Below are 18,293 nucleotides of genomic sequence, written 5' to 3' on the forward strand. Positions count from 1 at the left end.
GGTTGCTCATCTGCGTAGCTCGTCCCCTCATGTCGGCACCTAACGTGCAAGATCGCGGGGGTGGGTGAGGGTGGTCAGGGGTTGCAGTGGGGCGTTGAGCTGGGTGGCCAGGCGGCGGGCGAGGTTCAGGCGGACCGGGCCGGACTCGCAGTCCACGACGACGCAGGGGGCGCCCGTTGCCGCGAGGACCGCCGCCGCTCCTGCCGTCCGGTCCAGGGGACGCTGCCCGGCGGTCGCTCTGCCGTCGGTCACCACGAGGACCAGGGGGCGGCGCTTCGGGTCGCGCAGGCGCTCCACCCGCAGCAGGTCGGCGGCGGCGAGCAGGCCCTCGGCCAGCGGCGTCCGACCACCGGTGGGCAGCTCGGCCAGCCGCGTCGAGGCGGCCAGCACCGACGAGGTGGCCGGCAACAGCGTCCGCGCACCGCTGCCCCGGAAGGCGATCACCGCGACCTTGTCCCGCCGCTGGTAGGCATCGGTGAGCAGGGCGAGGACCGCGTCCTTCACGGCGGTCATCCGCTGCCGGGCGCCCATCGACCCACTGGCGTCCACCACGAACAGCACGAGGTTGCCCTCCCGCCCCTCCCGGACCGCCTCCCGCACGTCGTCCGGGCGCAGTCGCAGCGGGCCGGTCACCCTCCCCCGGGCCGCCTGGTGGGGCGCGGCGGCGCGAATCGTGGCCGGCAGGTGCAGCGCGCCGACCCGAGCGGCCGGCACCCGGGCGCCGGTGGTGCGTCCCCGCCCGGTGCGGGCGCGCGACCGCCGCCCGGGCACGCCGTCACCGACGCCGGGCGCGGTGAGCAACCGGGCCCGCAGGCCACCCTGGGGTACGGCCACCGGCTGACCCTGCCCACCGGAGCCCCGCTGCCGGGTCGGATCGTCGTCGCCGACCTGCGCCCCCGCGCTCCGACGGCGCCCGCCCGGGTCGTCGGTGGGGGGCCATCCGTCGTCCCGCCCGTTCGGCGACTCGGCGCGTCCGTCCGGGCCGGCGTCGGCACCTGCCCTCGCGCGCTCGGCCGCGCCGGATGCAGCCTGGTCAACGGGTTTGCCGCCGCCGTCGGCACCGCTCCGCGGGTCGCCGCCGTCCAGGCCGCGACTGTCGGAGCTGCCGTCGTCCGGGCCGCCGTGCCCGCCGGAGCCACCGCCGTCGGGGTCCGGCCCCTCGGGACGCGGTCCGGCGGGGCCACCGTCGTGCGGGCCGTCCTCGTCGTCCGGCTCGTCGGGGTGGGCGTCCTGGGCGCGCTGCAACGCCTCGTCGAGGCGCTTCTCATCCAGGCCCGGCGTGTCGAACGGATCACGGCGGCGGCGGTGCGGCAGGGCGAGGCGGGCAGCGACCCGTACGTCGTCGATGGTGACCCGGTCCCGGCCGTGCCAGGCGGCGTGGGCGAGAGCGGCACGGGCGGTGACGATGTCGGCGCGCATACCGTCCACGTCGAAGGCGGCGCACACCTCGGCGATCTGCCGCAGCGCGGCGTCCGGAAGGCGTACCCCGGGAAGCCGGCGGCGGGCGGCGGCCACCTGGGCGGCGACCTGGGCGTCCGCGTCGGCCCACCGGGCGGCGAAGCCCGCCGGGTCGGCGTCGGCGGCGAGCCGGCGACGCACCACCTCGACCCGCACCTCCGGATCGCGGCTGGCACCCACCTCGACGGTCAGCCCGAAGCGGTCCAGCAGCTGCGGGCGCAGCTCCCCCTCCTCCGGGTTCATGGTGCCGACCAGCAGGAAACGGGCCGCGTGGCTGACCGACACACCCTCGCGCTCGACGTGGCTGCGGCCCATCGCCGCCGCGTCGAGCAGCAGGTCGACGAGGTGGTCGTGCAGCAGGTTGACCTCGTCGACGTAGAGGACGCCCCGGTGCGCGGCGGCGAGCAGGCCCGGTTCGAAGGCGCGTACGCCCGCGCCGAGGGCCTTCTCCAGGTCGAGCGAGCCGACGACCCGGTCCTCGGCGGCGCCGACCGGCAGCTCCACGAGACGGGCCGGACGGGTCTCGGCGGTGGCGTCGGCCGGGTGCGGCCCGTCCGGGCAGCCCGGGTCGGGCTCGGCGGGATCGCAGGCGAAGCGGCAGCCGGCGACGCGGAGCACCGGGGGCAGCAACGCGGCGAGGGCCCGCACGGCGGTGGACTTGGCGGTGCCCTTCTCGCCGCGCACGAGGACCCCGCCGATCGCCGGGGAGACAGCGTTGAGCAGCAGCGCCAGCCGCATGTCGGCCATGCCGAGCACCGCGCTGAACGGGTACGTGATCATGCTCGGTCCTCCAGGTCGCCCTCACTGGCCAGGTACGTGTCACGGAGTCGGTCCAGGGTGGCCGGCTCCGGCTTGGCCCACAGCCCCCGGTCGGCGGCCTCCAGCAACCGCTCGGTGATGCCACGCAGCGCCCACGGGTTGGACCGCTCCAGGAACTCCCGGGTCGTGTCGTCGAACAGGTACGCGGCGGCCAGGTGCTCGTACATCCAGTCGTCGACCACGCCGGCGGTGGCGTCGTAGCCGAAGAGGTAGTCCACTGTGGCCGCCAGCTCGAACGCACCCTTGTAGCCGTGCCGGCGCATCGCGGCGATCCACTTCGGGTTGACCACCCGGGCCCGGAACACCCGCCGGGTCTCCTCGCCCAGCGTGCGGGTGCGCACGTCGTGCGGCATCGCCGAGTCACCCACGTACGCCGCCGGTGACGTGCCGGTCAGGTGACGGACCATCGCCACCATCCCGCCGTGGTACTGGAAGTAGTCGTCCGAGTCGACGATGTCGTGCTCGCGGGTGTCCTGGTTCTTCACCGCCACCGCGATCCGGGCGAAGGAGCGTTCCATGTCGGCGCGCGCCTCCCGCCCGTCCAGGCCCCGGCCGTACGCGTAGCCGCCCCACACCGCGTACACCTCGGCCAGGTCGGCGTCGCTGCGCCACGTCCGGGCGTCGATCAGGGGCAGCAGGCCCGCGCCGTACGCCCCGGGCTTGGAGCCGAAGATCCGGGCGGTGGCCCGGCGCTCGTCACCGTGCTCGGCCAGGTCGGCGGCGACGTGCGCCCGCAGGTAGTTCTCCTCGTCCGGCTCGTCGAGCGCGGCGACCCGCCGCACGGCGTCGTCGAGCAGCGCCACGACGTGCGGGAACGCGTCGCGGAAGAAGCCGGAGATGCGCACTGTCACGTCGACGCGGGGCCGGCCCAGTTCGGCGGTCGGCACCACCTCGACGCCGGTGACCCGCCGGGACCGTTCGTCCCACACCGGACGGCAGCCCAGCAGCGCGAGCACCTCGGCGATGTCGTCGCCCTGGGTGCGCATGGCGCTGGTGCCCCACACGGTCAACCCCACCGAGCGGGGGTACGCGCCGGTGTCGGCGAGGTGCCGGGCCAGCAGCGAGTCCGCGAGGGCCACCCCGACGTCCCAGGCGTTGCGGCTGGGGATGGCCTTCGGGTCGACGGAGTAGAAGTTGCGGCCGGTGGGCAGCACGTTGACCAGGCCCCGGGTGGGCGAACCGGACGGGCCGGGCGGCACGAACCGCCCGTCGAGCGCCCCGAGGGTGTTCCTCAGCTCGTCGGTGGTGCGCGCCAGCCGGGGCACCAGTTCGGTGGCCGCGAACCGCAGCACCGCGGCGGCGTCCGGGATGGGTTGGCCGGTCACCTCCGCGACCACCGCGTCGACCGCGTCCACGGCCCAGTCCAGGGTCTCCATGCCGACGACCAGCCGCCGGGCGAGCGCCTCGATCAGGTCGACGGCGTCGGCGGCCGTGCCGGCCGGCCCGTCCACCGCGTCGGTCAGCACCGTGGGCACGGCGATCCGCTGTCCGGGCGACGCGAGCAGCTCCTGCTCGTCGAGGCCGTACGCGGCGGCGAGCGCCTGCCGCAGGCCGGGCAGGGCGTGGGCGCCGCCCCAGATCTGCGGGGCGCGTAGGACGGCGAGCACCAGGTTGACCCGGGGTTCGCCGGTCGGCGCGTCGGCGAGGATGTGCAGCCCGTCGCGGATCTGCACGTCCTTGACCTCGCAGAGGTACCCGTCGAGGTGCAGCACGAAGTCGTCGAAGTCGTCGGCGTCGGGCATCGCCTCGGCGTGCAGGTCGTGGTGCAGTTCGGCGGCGCGCACCAGGTCCCAGATCTGGGCCCGCACGGTGGGCACCTTGGCCGGGTCGAGGGCCTGCACGGTGGCGTACTCGTCGAGCAGTTGTTCCAGCTTGGCCAGGTCGCCGTAGGTCTCGGCGCGGGCCATCGGCGGCACCAGATGGTCGATCACCACGGCGTGCGCGCGGCGCTTGGCCTGGGTGCCCTCGCCGGGGTCGTTGACGATGAACGGGTAAACCAGCGGCAGGTCACCGAGGACCGCGTCGGGGGCGCAGTCGGCGGCCAGGCCGAGGCCCTTGCCGGGCAGCCACTCCAGGGTGCCGTGCTTGCCCAGGTGCACCACGGCGTCCGCGCCGAAGCCACCGTCCGCGACGGGCGCGGCGAGCCAGCGGTACGCGGCCAGGTAGTGGTGGCTGGGCGGCAGGTCCGGGTCGTGGTAGATGGCGATCGGGTTCTCCCCGAAGCCGCGCGGCGGCTGGATGAGCAGCACCACGTTGCCGAAGCGCAGCCCGGCGAGCACGAGGTCCCCGCCGTCGGTGTAGAGCTCGCCGGGCGGCTCACCCCAGTGCTCCCGCATCCGCTCGCGCAGCCCGGCCGGCACCTGATCGAACCACCGCCGGTAGGTCTCGCCGGGCACCCGCGCCTCGGCGGCGGCCAGCTGCTCCGGGGTGAGCCACTCCACGTCGTGCCCGCCCGCGGCGATCAGGGCGTGGATCAGCGCGTCGCCGTCGTCGGGCGCCGGCGCGTCCCCAAGGTGGTAACCCGCCTCGGCCAGCGCGGCGAGCAGTCGGACCGCCGAGACGGGGGTGTCCAGCCCGACGGCGTTGCCGACCCGGGAGTGCTTGGTGGGGTACGAGCTGAGCACCACGGCGACCCGCTTGTCGGCGTTGGCCACGTACCGCAGCCGGGCGTGACGCACCGCGATGCCGGCCACCCGGGCGGCCCGCTCCGGGTCGGCGGCGTAGACCGAGAGGCCGTCCGCGTCGATGCGCTTGAACGAGAACGGCACGGTGACGATCCGGCCGTCGAACTCGGGGATGGCCACCTGCATCGCCGCGTCCAACGGGGACAGCCCGGCGTCGCTGGCGGCCCACTGCTCCCGGGTGCTGGTCAGGCAGAGTGCCTGGATGACTGGCACGTCCAGGGCGGCGAGCGCGCCGACGTCCCACGCGTCCTCGTCACCGCCCCCGGACGCGTCGGCGGCGACCGCGCCGCCGGCCGCGAGCACGGTGACCAGCAGCGCGTCACAGCTGGCGAACAGCCCGAGCGGGCCCGCGCCCGTGGTCAGGCCCCGCAGCGAGCCGCAGAAGATCGGCAGCGGGTTGCCGCCGGCCTCCCGCACGGCCTCGGCCAGGACGTCGACGAAGGCGGTGTTGCCGGCGAGGGCGTGCGCCCGGTAGAAGACGATCCCCACGGTGGGCCGATCCGGGTCGCTCGGGTGGTCGCCGTGCACGCCGTACGCCGGGGTGGGCGCGGGCGGGGCGAACCCCTCGCCGGTGAGCAGCACGGTGTCGCAGAGGAACCGGGCCAGGTGTCCGAGGTTGTCCGGCCCGCCCTCCACAAGGTAGGCGAGGGCCTGGGTGACCACTCCGGACGGCACGGTGGAGACCGCCATCAGCTCCGCGTCGGGCACCGCCTCCCCGCCGAGCACGACAGTCGGCACGCCGCCGGCGAGGACCGCGGCGAGGCCGTCCGGCCACGCCTGCCGACCCCCGAGCAGGCGTACGACGGCGAGGTCGACGCCGTCGAGCAGGGCGGGCACCTCGTCGGCCGCCACCCGCGCCGGGTTGGCGAGCCGGTAGTCGGCGTCACTGGCGCGGGCGGCCAGCAGGTCGGTGTCGGCGGTGGAGAGCAGCAGAACGCGCACGGCAGGCTCCGGACGGTAACGTCGGCACGCTCGCGAGAGCGGCCTGGCGACGTGGGATGGGCGCAGGGTTCAGCGGACGCCGCGATCCGGCCGGCTCAGCGGCCTGCGGCCGGGAGCGACGGGCGGGGCGGTCCGGAACTCAGCGGTGAACGGAGACGATGCCGATCGCGGCGACGGCACGGCCGCGGTGCGCAAGACGGCAGCAGCCGTCGATGATGATGGAGACGCCAAGCGTCATCGGGTCCTCCTCGGGTGTCCACGCCCTGGGGTACGTCCCGACGGCCGAAGTATCCTGGCTTCCGGATCGACGCTCTCCCCCGGCCTTCCAACCGCAGACACACGGCCGTGACTCACGAGGGGGGATCGCTCCCCGGTGACAGTGGCGGGACCGCGTCGGATTCGCACCGACTTCCTTCACTGCCGTCAGGCCGCGAATGCTGCCACACCGGTCGGCTGCCGGTCAACGCCACCCCTGCGCACGCCAACGGCCACGATTAATCGACATATTGCGATCAGAGGTGTTGCCGGCGAGGTTCACCGCTCGGGCCGACGGTGGCGGGGTCGACGAGTCAGAGACAGCCAGCCGAGAAAACGCGCGTGCATCTCGACGAGGTCGGGATGACCGCCCAGGTTGAACTGGTCCTGGATCGCCTCGTTCATGCAGGACGCCAGATAGAGGGCAAGCGCGAGGGAATGACCGTAGAACTCCCCGACGAGGTCGAGTTGCGCCCGAGAGCACGGCCACGGGGCGGCACAGTTGCGGCACAGCCAAGCGGGTCGCATCGGCAAGTGCGGGCGGCACGGAAGTCTCACCCCCTGACCATGCTGGCCGTAGCCGTCGCATCCCATCACGGCGGGTGGTTCCTCGACGGATACTTTTCATCCTTCCTCCGGATGTCGCCACGGCAGTTCACTTCGGCCGCTGGTTACAGTGACCCTCGTCCCACGCGGGAAGGGAGCCACCGTGCCCGTCCGAACGACTGGACCCTTCACCGTTCCCCAGTCACTCTGGGACAGCGCGGACCTGCTCGACGCGTTGGCCGCCCGGGACATCGCTCAGGTGTTCCGGCTCGTGCAGCATGCCACCGGAGCGAGCCAGACCACTCTGGGTAGCGCCACCGGCCTCAGCCAGGCTCAGGTCAGCGAGATCACCAGCGGCGCCCGACGGGTCAGCAGCATTGACGTCCTGACCCGTATCTGCGCCGGCCTGTCCATGCCCAGGCACGCTCAGATGACACTCCTTCTGGGCGAGCATCAATCGGCCTCCGCAATACACGACGTCGATGAACGACAATTCGACATGACTGTTCCGGGCCGGTATGCCGATGTTGCCGCGATCTTCGCCAGCCGGTCGGACTTCACCGCCGAACTTCCTCCGCACGTCCTCTTCGACAATGCCAGGGACATCCGGGCGGCCGGCCTGTCACTCAACATCATCTGCCAGCAGTACGCCGACACTCAGCTTCTGAGGTTCCTCGACGGTGGCGGTCACCTCCGCTGCCTCTTCCTCGACCCCGGGGGCGAGGCGATCAGACGGCAGGAGCGCGAGGACGACTATCCGCAGGGGCATCTCAGCGCGCTCACCGACCTCAACATTCAGAACCTGACGCGCCGGATCCGCACCCAGCTCACGTCGGGCGCGCGTGACCGTCTCGCCGTGCGCGTGTACGACGAGTCGATCCGTGCCAACGTCCTCCTGATCGACGACCGGCTCTGCGTCGTCCAGCACTATCTGCCGCGAATGCGCGGCGTCGATTGCCCGACGATGGTGATCGAACGCACCGTGCACACCTCCGGCCTGTACGCGGTATTCGACGGGATCTTCACCTCGCTCTGGGAGCGCAGCAGCCAGCCATGAATGACTACGTCGATCTCCTTCCGCTCGCACACGAGGCCATCGATCTGGCGCATGGCCTTATGCGGACCGTCCAGCCTGGTGCTCTCACCTTCAAGGACGACCGTGACATGGCCTCCGAGTTGGACTACACCATCGAGCGAGAGGTTCGCGAGCTTCTGGCCGCGAAGGCACCCGACATCGGGTTCCTCGGCGAGGAGTACGGCACCAGTGGTAACGCCAGCACACTCACGTGGACCTTCGACCCGGTGGACGGGACCGTCAATTTCATCCACGGCTCACCGCTGTGCGGAATCTCGCTCGGTCTCGTCCAAAGCGTCCGATCCGTCCTCGGCGTCATCGACCTGCCGTTCCTCGGCACCCGCTACCACGCCGTTGAGGGACATGGCGCGTACGCCAACGGCGACCGCATCCGCGCCAGCCGAGTCAGCGACCTGAAGGACGCCGTCGTCGCCATCGGCGACTACGCCGTCGGTGCCGACGCCAGCCGGAAGAACGCCGATCGACTCGCCATTACCGAGGAACTCACCCGGCACGTTCAGCGAGTACGCATGCACGGCTCCGCCGCGATCGACCTCGCGTGGTTGGCCCAGGGCAGGATCGACGCGTTCATCATGCTCAACAACAAGCCCTGGGACACCGCCGCCGGTGTAGTGATCGCTCAGGAGGCTGGCGCTCAGGTGGTCGACCTCGATGGCACTGCCCACAGCACCCGTGCAACCGCCACCGTCGGCGGCAACGATCTGCTGCTGCCGGACATCCTCACGCTCGTCGAGCGGTCGCTGGCGCGTGCGGCAGCCTGACCGGGACAGCAGGCCCGATCAGCGGGCGTGGCGCTCCGGGTGGGCCCGATTCCACACCCGCATCCGCTCCGGGTAGCCCGTGCGGGCCGCCTCGTACAGCGGCACCGCGTGTTTGCGGGCGATGGCGCCCGCCGCGCGGGGTGTGCCGGTGCGGCGACGGATCCATTCGCCGTCGTGGGCGATCGCCACCACCGTGGTGTCGGTCGCGGTGGTCTCCGGTTCCAGGTAGAACTCCACTCCCCGCCGGCTGGCGACGAACGACTCCAGCGCGGCGAGATCGTCCCGGGTGGCCTCGCGGTCCAGCTTCGTCGGGGTCGCCTCGGTGCCCCGTGACCGCCGGTTGAACCAGCCCATGCTCAGCCCCTCTCCTCGGACGCCTCTCCAGTTCAGCACCGATTCCTGGCAATACGCTGCACGGCGCATGAGAGCAGGCTGACGAGACGCGCACCCGACAGAAACGGGCGGTAGCTCGAAGGAGGGTTGATCAAGGGAGAGGAATGCACTCAATCCCTGCCACTCTTAACGTATACCGCAATGGGGGCCTTGCCGCAAGACCCGGGTCGTACCGCAGAATTGCCGGCCGGACCACGTTCTCGCACGCTGAGCAACGGCCCGACTCCGCTCGGCACATGCACCCCAGATCGGAGCAACCTGACGTGAACCCGCTGAACACCAGCGTGTTTGATCTTCCCGACAACCTCGCCGCCAAGGCCGATCCGGCGTTGATCGCCCGCGACGAGCAGCACTTCGCGGTCATCGCGGCGAGCCTGGAGCGGTCGATCGCCGACCTGTCCGACCGCCTCGACGTCGAGCGCCGGGCACCGGCCGGCAAGGGCCGCCAGGCGGTCGTCCGGGACGAGGAGATCCGCCGGTTGACCAATCGCCTGCGTGCCCTGCGTCGTTTCGGTCTGGACCTGTGCCTCGGGCGCATCGTCAGCGCGGACGACCCCGAGCCCGTCTACATCGGACGCTTCGGCCTCACCGACGGCAACGGCCGGCGGTTGCTGCTCGACTGGCGCTCCCCGGCGGCCGAGCCGTTCTTCGGTGCGACCCACGCCAACCCGATGGGCCTGGTGAGCCGGCGTCGGTACCGCTGGACGCTCGGCCGCATCAGCGACTACTGGGACGAGGTGTTCACCCCGGACGGATTCGAGGGGCACGCGGCGCTCGACGACCAGTCCGCGTTCATCGCCAGCCTCGGCGGCAACCGGTCGGCCCGGATGCGCGACGTGCTCGGCACCATCCAGGCCGACCAGGACGCCATCATCCGGGCCGGATCGCGGGGCGCTCTCGTCGTGGACGGCGGGCCGGGCACCGGCAAGACCGTCGTGGCGCTGCACCGCACCGCGTACCTGCTCTACTCCGACCCCCGCCTCGGGCACCGCCGCGGCGGGGTGCTGTTCGTCGGCCCGCACGAGCCCTACCTGGCGTACGTCGCCGACGTGCTGCCCAGCCTCGGCGAGGACGACGTGCAGACCTGCACCCTGTGTGACCTCGTACCCGAGGGTGCCGCGGCGACGGTCGAGGCCGACCCGGATGTGGCCCGCCTGAAGTCCTCCGCGGACCTGGTGCGGGCGATCGAGGCGGCCGTGCGGTTCTACGAGGAGCCGCCGACCACGGCGATGACGGTCACGGCCGGCGACACCGACGTGCGGCTGAGCGCGGACGACTGGGCCCAGGCGTTCGAGGCGCCCGGACCCGGCACGCCGCACAACGAGGCGCGTGACGAGATCTTTCAGGAGCTGCTGGCGATCCTGCTCGGGAGGTACGACGGCGACGAGTCGGACGACCTGGTGCGCGGGTCGCTGGTGCGCAACCGGGAGCTGCGCACGGCGTTCAACCGCGCCTGGCCGCTGCTCGAAGCGACGGACATCGTCGCCGACCTGTGGTCGGTGCCCGCCTATCTGCGCAGGTGTGCCCCCTGGCTCGGCCCCGAGGACATCCGCCGGCTCCAGCGCGTCGACGCCCGCGCCTGGACGGTGTCCGACCTGCCGCTGCTGGACGCGGCACGGCAGCGCCTCGGCGACCCGGAGGCGTCGGGGCGTACCCGCCGCCGCGAGGCCACCATCGCCGCCGAACGCCTGCGCATGGCGACTGTCGTCGACGAGCTGATCGAGGCCCACGCCTACGACGACGGCGAAGGTGTGCTGTCGAGCCTGCGCCAACTGGACCTGCAGGACGCGCTGGTCGACGAGGCCGTGCTCCCCAGCGCGGACGCGGATCTGCTGGCCGGCCCGTTCGCGCACATCGTCGTGGACGAGGCGCAGGAGCTGACCGACGCGCAGTGGCAGATGCTGCTGTCGCGCTGCCCGTCGCGCAGCTTCACCATCGTCGGGGACCGCGCCCAGGCCCGGCACGGGTTCACGGAGTCGTGGCAGGAACGACTGCGGCGCGTCGGCCTCGACCGGGTGAGGATGACCTCGCTGAGCATCAACTACCGGACGCCACGGGAGGTCATGGCCGAGGCCGAGCCGGTCATCCGGACCGTGCTCCCGGACGCGAACGTGCCGACCTCGATCCGCGGCAACGGGATTCCGGTGACCCACGGATCGGTACGCGAGCTGGACACGATCGTCGACGGCTGGCTCGCGGAGCACGCCGACGGGATCGCCTGCGTCATCGGCGACCCCACGTTCGGGCCGACGACGAACCGCGTCCGGTCGCTGACCCCGGAACTGTCCAAGGGGCTGGAGTTCGACCTGGTCGTCCTCGTCAACCCGGAGGCGTTCGGCGAGGGCGTCCAGGGGGCTGTCGACAGGTACGTCGCGATGACCCGCGCGACCCAGAAACTCGTCGTCCTCACCGGGTCCTGACCTCGTAGGCTGCCGGGCGTGACGACTGACGTACGGGAGGCGGCGGCGCACGACAACGCGCGATGGTGCGACGCCGTGTGCGCCAGCCACGGGCTGGCCGGCCGGTTCGACGCCGACGCGTGGTCGGTGCCCCGCCGCTCCCCACAGTGGTATCCGGACGCGGTCACCCTGCGCCCCGGCGTCGACCCCGAGGCGCTGCTGGCGCGGATCGACGTCGGGCCCGGCGCGTCGGTGAAGGACAGCTTCGCCGACCTCGACCTCTCGGCGTACGGATTCCGGGTGCTCTTCGACGCGCAGTGGATCCACCGCCCGCCGACCGGCACGCCGACCGGCACGCCGCTCACCCCGGTCACCACCGGGCAGGGGTTGGCGGCCTGGGCGAGCGCGCACGGCGGTGGGGAGCTGTTCCGCCCGGCGCTGCTGGCCGACAGGCGCATCCGGGTGCTGGCCCGTCACGATGAGCGGGGCGCTGTCGTCGGCGGGGCGGTCGTCAGCGGCGACGACCCGGCCGGCGTCTCCAACGTGTTCAGCCACGGCGACGACCCGGACGAGATCTGGCACGCGATCGTGGCCACCCTGCCCGGTGTGCCCCTGGTCGGTTACGAAACCATCCCCGACCTGGCACCCGCCCGCCGAGCCGGCTTCCTGCCCGTGGGCCCCCTCCGGGTCTGGCTCCGGTGAGGGTCAGGCCAGGCGGGTCAGGTCCTCGGGGGTCAGGCGCAGGGACGCGGCGGCGATGTTCTCCCGCAGGTGGGCCGGGTCGCCGGTGCCGGGGATCGCGAGGACGTGCGGGCCCTGGTGCAGCGTCCAGGCCAGGCGTACCTGCTGGGGGGTGACGCCGTGGGCCCAGGCGACCGCCTCGACTGCCGCGCCCTGCTCGGCGCGCGCACCCGCCTCCCGATTCGTGCCGGCCAGCGCGAAGAACGGCACGTAGGCGATGCCCCGCTCGCCGCAGGCGCGGACGAAGGCGTCCTGCTCCCGGTACGCGTCCACGCCGTAGTTGTTCTGCACGCAGACCACGGGCGCGATGCCCGCCACCTCGTCCACCTGCTCGGGCCGGACGCTGGACAGCCCGAGATGCCGGATCAGACCGGCGGCGCGCAGCTCGGCCAGGGCGCCGAACCGCTCGGCCAGCGGCACCGCGCCCGGCCCCCGGCCGAGCCGCAGGTTCACCACGTCCAGCCGGTCGCGGCCGAGGCGGCGCAGGTTCTCCTCGACCTGGGCGCGCAGCTGCGCGGGGGTCTCCGCCTCGGTGAATCCGGCCACCGGGTCGTAGCCGAAGCCGACCTTGGTGGCGATGACCAGATCCTCGGGGTACGGGGCGAGCGCCGCGCGGATCAGCTCGGTGGCGTACCGGGTGGGGCCGCTGCCCACCCGCAGGGTCCCTCCGGGCGAGACGTAGAACGCGGCCGTGTCGATGTGGTTGACGCCCAGCTCCACGGCGCTGCGCAGCAGCGCGATCGCGCGGTCGCGGTCGGGGTTCGCGGTGATCCGCATCGAGCCGAAGCCCATCCGGTGCACGGTGCGGTCGCCCAGGGTCCAGCTGCCCGCCGCGGCGGCGGTGATCTCGTCGGTTGGCATCGGGCGACCGTAGCCAGCGCGGGCGCGCGACGCACTCGGCCGCGCACCCGATACCGCCACGGGGAGATCTGGGTTAGTTTTTCTGTGCTGCCGGAGCCTGCTCGTCGGCCCGCTCCGGAGCCGACCCACCGGCCCGCGGTGGGCGCAGCGCCGGCACCAGCGCCAGCGTCGGCAGGAGCAGCAGCGGCACCACCAGCAGCGCCCGCAGGATGCCGACGTGGTCACCGAGCAGGCCCAGCAGCGGCGGCCCGCCCAAGAAGGCCGTGTAGCCGATCACCGCGACGACGCTGACCCGCACCGCCGCGTGCGCCTCCTCGTCGGCGGCCGCGCTCATGCCGACCGGGAAGCCCAGCGACGCGCCGAGCCCCCACAGCGCGACGCCGACGATGGCCACCGGGCCCGAGCCGGCCAGCACGGCCAGAGCGGCGCCGGCGGCGGCGAGCAGGACGGTGCCGCAGAGCACCGGCACCCGGCCCCACCGGTCCAGGGCGAGCGTGCCCGCGGTGCGCCCGAGGGTCATGCCGACGACGAACACGCCGAAGACCGCCGCGCCGGCCGCCTCGCTCAAGTCCCGGCCGTCGACGAACGCGACCGCCAACCAGTCGTTGGCGCTGCCCTCGGTGAACGCCGCCACCAGCACGAACAGCCCGATCAGCAGGGTGCGCGGCTCCCGCCACGCGGCGAGCTGGGCCCGGCGGCGGCCGGCCGGGCTGGTATCGGTCGACCCGTCGACCGCGTCGTCGACGACCGGCAGGAACAGCCGGCTGCCGAGCACGGTGCCGACGAGCACCACCACGGCCACGGCGGCGAGGTGCGCGCCGACCGGCACGTCCAGGCGGGCGGCCCCGGCGCCGAGGCCGGCGCCGGCCACCGATCCGAGGCTCCAGGCCGCGTGGAAACGAGGCATGATCGTCCGCCCCAACCGCCGCTCCACGGCTGCGGCCTCGACGTTCATCGCCACGTCGCAGGCGCCGGAGCCGTAGCCGAAGGCAACCAGCCCGACCGCGACGACGACGACCGACCCGGCAACCGTGGCGCCCACCCCGGCCACGATCAGGCCCACCGCGACCAGCACGGTGGCGATGGTCACGGTGCGGGTCGAGCCGAGACGCTGGGCGAGCAGCCCGGAGGTCGGCATGGCCAGCAGCGCACCGACGCTCATCGCCAGCAGCAGGAGGCCGAGGCGCCCGGCGGACAGGTCCAGCGCCTCCCGGACGGCCGGCACCCGGGAGAACCAGCTGCCGACGGCCAGGCCGTTCAGGGTGAAGGTGACGGCGACGCCGTTGCGGGCGAGCCGGACGATCCGTTCGGGAACGGTGGCGTCCGGGACGACGGCCGGGCTGGTGGGGGCGCTCACAGCTGTGGGTCCTCTTCCTCTCAGGTGATCTCCTGGCACGATCGCACACCTGAGAGCGCTACCACCACAAGCGGGTTGGCCCCTTACCGGGGAGGCGCGGGCCGGAGGATGATTCCTGGCAGGCGTACGCCCGCCCCGGGCGGGCGCCGGGGGGAGGGCACGATGACGGCAGCGGCACACCGGCCGGCGACTCTGGAGGACGTCGCCCGGGCCGCCGGGGTGTCCCGGTCCACGGCCTCGCGGGTGATCGCCGGGACGGGGTTCGCCTCGCCGGACGCCCGGGAGCGCGTGGTGACGGCCGCCGACCAGCTGGGATACGTGCCCAACCCGGCCGCCCGGGCACTGGTGCGCGGCGGCGGCGTACGGCTGGTGGTGGCCGCCGCCGGGGCCAGCGCGGCGGTGCTGGACGACCCGTACGTCCACCGGGTCGTCGGCTCGGCCGCCCGGGTGTGCGCGCCGGCCGGCGTCGGGGTGGCGCTGCACTGGCTGCCGCTGGGCGACCCACGCGGCCTGGACCAGCTCGCCGCCGACCGCAGCGTGTGCGGCGTCGTGCTGGTCAACACCACCGAGGCCCTCCTGGACGCCGTACCCCGGTCGCTGCACGGACGGATCGCCTCGATCGGCATCGGCTCGGCCGAGGTCCCGTCGTTCGACGTCGACAACACCGCTGGCGCCGGCGCGGTGCTGCGCCACCTGTACGCGACGGGCCGCCGCCGGATCGCCATGGTGACCGGTCCGGCGTGGCTGCCGTGCTCGCGGCGCCCCGTGCAGGCGTACCGCCATCTGATGCACCAGGCCGGCCTGCCCGAGCGGGTGGTGGACGGCGACTTCACGGCGGCGCGTGGCCGCGCGGCGGCCGGCGAGGCGCTGCGCCGCTGGCCCGACGTGGACGCGATCTTCGCGATCAGCGACGAGACCGCGTTCGGGGTGATCGCGGCGCTGCGCGACGGCGGTGTGCGGGTGCCCGGTGACGTCGCGGTGGCCGGGTTCGACGACATCCCGCTGGCCGGCATGACCGCGCCGGCGTTGACCACCGCGAGTCACCCCGTGGGCCGGATCGCCACCGCGGCGGCCACCGCCGTGCTGGCCGGCCGCCCGGCCGCGCCGGTGACGCTCTTCCCGTCCGCCCTCGTGACCCGCGACAGCGCCTGAGCGGGCCGGCCGGTTAACCGGCGGACGGTCGGGTAAGCGCCTCGCACCGTTCGCCGACCGCGAGGAGTGGTGGTCCGTGTCCGACTCCGCGCCGCCGACCGGAGCGTCCGCGCAGGGTCCCCGGCACGGCCGGTTGACCACCCGTGCGCACCCGCCGGTGGTGTCGGGTCCGACCGGTCTCGTACCGCTGCCCGGCGGTGACGGCGGCCGGCCGGCGATGGCGTACGTGCCGGAGCCGGCGGCCGACGGGGCCGCGTACCGGCTGGTGGTGCTGCTGCACGGGGCGGGCGGCGTCGCACGGCAGGGCCTGGACCTGCTGCTGTCGGTGGCGGACGCGCAGCACCTGCTGCTGGTCGCCCCGCAGTCGTCGGGAACCAGTTGGGACCTGATCGCCGGCGGCTTCGGGGTGGACGTGCAGCACGTCGACGCGCTGCTGGCCAGCGCGTTCGACGGCTACCCCGTCAGTGGTGTGACGCTTGGCGGCTTCTCCGACGGGGCTTCGTACGCCCTCTCGTTGGGCCTGGCCAACGGCGACCTGGTGGACGCGGTCCTGGCCTTCTCCCCCGGCTTCGCCGCGCCGCCGCTCGTCCGCGGCCGGCCGCGGATCTTCGTCTCGCACGGGGTGGACGACCGCGTCCTGCCGATCGACGTGTGCAGCCGCCGCTTCGTGCCGCACCTGCGCGGCCTCGGCTACGACGTCACGTACGAGGAGTTCCCCGGCGGCCACGACGTCCCCGACCCGATCCGCGCGAGGGCCGTCGAGTGGCTCACCGGATGACGGGGTCGCCGGTCACACGGCGGGCAGGCCGAGGGCCTCGTCCACGCGGGCCAGGACGGCGGCGTCGTCGTCGGGGTGCACGCCCCGCAGCAGGTCGATGGCCGTCGCGCGGATCTGACCGATGACCATGGCGAGTGGGAGGGTCTGGGTCGACCCGAAGAGCTGCCCGGCGGTGTGGACGGCGGCCAGCGCCGTCTCGTCCGCCCGGGCGGCGTGCCGGTCGGCGGCCTCCTCCCGCCCGTCCAGGTCGGCGGCGAGCGCGTCGCCGGCCTCCCGGATCGCGTCGACCAGGCAGCGCAGCGCCTCGCCCAACTCCGGCGGCGTGGGGGTCCGGAGTCGACTGAGCGTCACCCCGGCGCGGGCCAGCACCCGGACGTTGCGGACCACGTAGTCGGTCTGCCGGATCGACTCGTCCACCGATCGCAGCCGGCCGATGTGGCGGCGCCGGCGCACGTTGAGCCGCAGCGCCTCCCCGGCGGCGAGCACGCCCTCGCGCAGCCCGCCGACCCGCGCGTCCATGCCCCGGGCCCGCGTCAGCGCGGCCATCGCCGCCGACTCGTCGCGACCGTCCAGCGCGTCGGCGATCCCGCCCACCAGACCGGCCAGTTCGTCGAAGGTCCGCCGCACCTCGGCGACGAGCGGGGCGAGCGGGTGCCGGGCGTCGACGAGGAGGCTGACGGCGAGCGCCACCGCGCCGCCGACCAGCGCGTCGACGAAGCGGAACGGCACCAGCGACCCGTCCGGTGGTGCGACCACCACCAGGTAGAGCGCGGAGACCGCGGCCTGGACCAGGGTCACGCCGGTGGCGCCGAAGGCGACCGCGAGCAGGACGGTGAGCAGGATGACGGTGCCGACGGTCCACGTGCTGCCCGGGCCGAGCGCCTGCACGACCAGGTCCGCGACGAGCACGCCGGCGGCCACCCCGAGCACCACCTCGACGGCCCGCCGGATCCGCTGCCCGCGAGCCTGACCGAGCACGATCAGCGCGGCGGCCGGCGCGAAGAAGGGCTGCGGATGCCCGAGCAGGCGGGTGGCGAGCAGCCAGGCCACGGTCGCCGCGACTGTCGCCTCCAGCACCGGCCGCCAGCCCTGCCGCAGCCGGTGACCGGCGACCCGCAGGCCCCCGAACCACGCCATCGTCCACCTCCGCCACCTCGACCGCACGCAGGCCCGCCCATGGTCATCGGCGCCCGTGCGGCAGCCCGGAGCGCGCCTCGCGATCGTCCACCATCGCGCGCCGGACCTGCTCACCGGGCTGCTCGACGGCCTCCGCGCCGTCCTGGCGCGCTCGGTGGTCGACCCGCCGCACGCGCCGCCGATCGAGGGCCGGACCGGCGCACCGGCCTGCCGGTCACCGGCCCGAGGCTCAGCTCCCGGTCAGGGCGCGCAGCAGCGTGCGGACGGCGCCCGCGAGATCGGCGCGGCTGGCCGGACCGCCGGGGTCCGGGGCGGTGAGCGCGCCGGCACCGACCAGACGGTCGAAGAGCAGCCCGTCGACGAAGGCGACGAACTGGTCGCCCTGCCGGTCGGGATCGGTGGCTCCGGCCCGGGACAGCAGGTCCCGTGCCTGCACCCGCAGCCCGGTGCCGTGGTGCAGGATGCCGCGCAGTTCGGGGCGGTGGACCGCCTCCAGCAGGCAGGCGTAGCGGGCCAGCGTCCGGCTGCGTCCGGTGCTCAGCCAGCTGTCGAGGACCTCGGCCACCCCGGCGGCGAGCCGGTCGAGGTCGTCGCCGTCGAGCCGGGGACCCGGCGCCGCCGAGGGCGGCCCGGTCGGCAGGTCGTACGCGGCCAGGTCGACCCGGTCGCGCTCGGCGAGGCGTTCCACCACCGCCTCGATCAGTGCCTGCCGGGTGCGCAGGTACGCGGAGGTGGTGCCGGCGGGCAGCCCGGCGCGACCGTCGACGGCCCGGTGGGTCAGCGCCCGCATCCCGCCGTCGGCGATCAGCTCGATGGCGGCGTCGGTCAGCAGCGCGATCCGGTTGGCGCGGGCCGTCACGGGTCTCCTTCGGCGTTGGGGTCCGCAGGTAGTATCACTCTTCTACAGGTGTAGA

General features: G+C 73.8%; 13 protein-coding genes and 1 riboswitch. Of the genes, 6 read left to right on the plus strand and 7 right to left on the minus strand.

The window, feature by feature from the left end:
• Window positions 1-39: 39 nt before the first annotated feature.
• Together ACLQ27_RS03010 and cobN are read right to left on the minus strand one after the other, a co-directional pair.
• A complete protein-coding gene (locus ACLQ27_RS03010; RefSeq protein ID WP_425865508.1) occupies window positions 40-2,238 on the minus strand; it encodes a VWA domain-containing protein in 2,199 nt (732 codons plus the stop codon).
• Window positions 2,235-5,903, minus strand: a complete 3,669-nt coding sequence (cobN, locus tag ACLQ27_RS03015) for a cobaltochelatase subunit CobN (RefSeq protein WP_425865509.1) — start codon at window positions 5,901-5,903, stop codon at window positions 2,235-2,237. Before cobN ends, ACLQ27_RS03010 begins: the two co-directional genes overlap by 4 nt.
• 263 nt (window positions 5,904-6,166) lie before the next feature.
• A riboswitch (cobalamin riboswitch) is annotated at window positions 6,167-6,343 on the minus strand.
• 524 nt (window positions 6,344-6,867) lie between these two features.
• On the opposite strand from cobN, the gene ACLQ27_RS03020 reads away from it, so the two are divergent.
• On the plus strand, window positions 6,868-7,761 hold the full coding sequence (locus ACLQ27_RS03020) for a DUF5919 domain-containing protein (protein WP_234589541.1): 894 nt from the start codon (window positions 6,868-6,870) through the stop codon (window positions 7,759-7,761).
• Window positions 7,758-8,561 (plus strand): inositol monophosphatase family protein, encoded by an 804-nt coding sequence (locus ACLQ27_RS03025; RefSeq protein WP_425865510.1) that lies wholly within the window; start codon window positions 7,758-7,760, stop codon window positions 8,559-8,561. The genes ACLQ27_RS03020 and ACLQ27_RS03025 overlap by 4 nt, the downstream gene beginning before the upstream one ends.
• An 18-nt stretch (window positions 8,562-8,579) precedes the next feature.
• On the opposite strand, the gene ACLQ27_RS03030 is transcribed toward ACLQ27_RS03025, so the two are convergent.
• Complete coding sequence (locus ACLQ27_RS03030; RefSeq protein ID WP_234589536.1) at window positions 8,580-8,915, minus strand: hypothetical protein; 336 nt, start codon at window positions 8,913-8,915, stop codon at window positions 8,580-8,582.
• A gap of 275 nt (window positions 8,916-9,190) precedes the next feature.
• On the opposite strand from ACLQ27_RS03030, the gene helR reads away from it, so the two are divergent.
• Complete coding sequence (gene helR, locus ACLQ27_RS03035) at window positions 9,191-11,374, plus strand: RNA polymerase recycling motor ATPase HelR (protein WP_425865511.1); 2,184 nt, start codon at window positions 9,191-9,193, stop codon at window positions 11,372-11,374.
• Between the two features lie 18 nt (window positions 11,375-11,392).
• Window positions 11,393-12,055, plus strand: coding sequence for a hypothetical protein (locus tag ACLQ27_RS03040; protein ID WP_425865513.1), 663 nt, complete (start codon window positions 11,393-11,395; stop codon window positions 12,053-12,055).
• Between the two features lie 3 nt (window positions 12,056-12,058).
• Here ACLQ27_RS03040 and ACLQ27_RS03045 read toward each other — a convergent pair whose 3' ends face one another.
• Together ACLQ27_RS03045 and ACLQ27_RS03050 are read right to left on the minus strand one after the other, a co-directional pair.
• Window positions 12,059-12,955 (minus strand): aldo/keto reductase, encoded by an 897-nt coding sequence (locus tag ACLQ27_RS03045; RefSeq protein ID WP_425865514.1) that lies wholly within the window; start codon window positions 12,953-12,955, stop codon window positions 12,059-12,061.
• A gap of 73 nt (window positions 12,956-13,028) precedes the next feature.
• Complete coding sequence (locus ACLQ27_RS03050) at window positions 13,029-14,312, minus strand: MFS transporter (protein WP_357497053.1); 1,284 nt, start codon at window positions 14,310-14,312, stop codon at window positions 13,029-13,031.
• Between the two features lie 162 nt (window positions 14,313-14,474).
• Between ACLQ27_RS03050 and ACLQ27_RS03055 the strand changes: the two genes are divergently transcribed.
• Together ACLQ27_RS03055 and ACLQ27_RS03060 are read left to right on the plus strand one after the other, a co-directional pair.
• Window positions 14,475-15,464 carry a LacI family DNA-binding transcriptional regulator gene (locus ACLQ27_RS03055; protein WP_425865515.1) on the plus strand — a complete coding sequence of 330 codons (990 nt, stop codon included), beginning with the start codon at window positions 14,475-14,477 and terminating at the stop codon, window positions 15,462-15,464.
• 76 nt (window positions 15,465-15,540) lie between these two features.
• A complete protein-coding gene (locus tag ACLQ27_RS03060) occupies window positions 15,541-16,242 on the plus strand; it encodes an alpha/beta hydrolase (protein WP_425865516.1) in 702 nt (233 codons plus the stop codon).
• 12 nt (window positions 16,243-16,254) lie between these two features.
• On the opposite strand, the gene ACLQ27_RS03065 is transcribed toward ACLQ27_RS03060, so the two are convergent.
• Together ACLQ27_RS03065 and ACLQ27_RS03070 are read right to left on the minus strand one after the other, a co-directional pair.
• On the minus strand, window positions 16,255-17,379 hold the full coding sequence (locus tag ACLQ27_RS03065; RefSeq protein WP_234589489.1) for an FUSC family protein: 1,125 nt from the start codon (window positions 17,377-17,379) through the stop codon (window positions 16,255-16,257).
• A 229-nt stretch (window positions 17,380-17,608) separates the two neighbouring features.
• Window positions 17,609-18,238, minus strand: a complete 630-nt coding sequence (locus ACLQ27_RS03070) for a TetR/AcrR family transcriptional regulator (RefSeq protein ID WP_357497061.1) — start codon at window positions 18,236-18,238, stop codon at window positions 17,609-17,611.
• Window positions 18,239-18,293: the final 55 nt, after the last annotated feature.

This window comes from Micromonospora sp. DT63, assembly GCF_049841615.1.
Lineage (GTDB): Bacteria > Actinomycetota > Actinomycetes > Mycobacteriales > Micromonosporaceae > Micromonospora.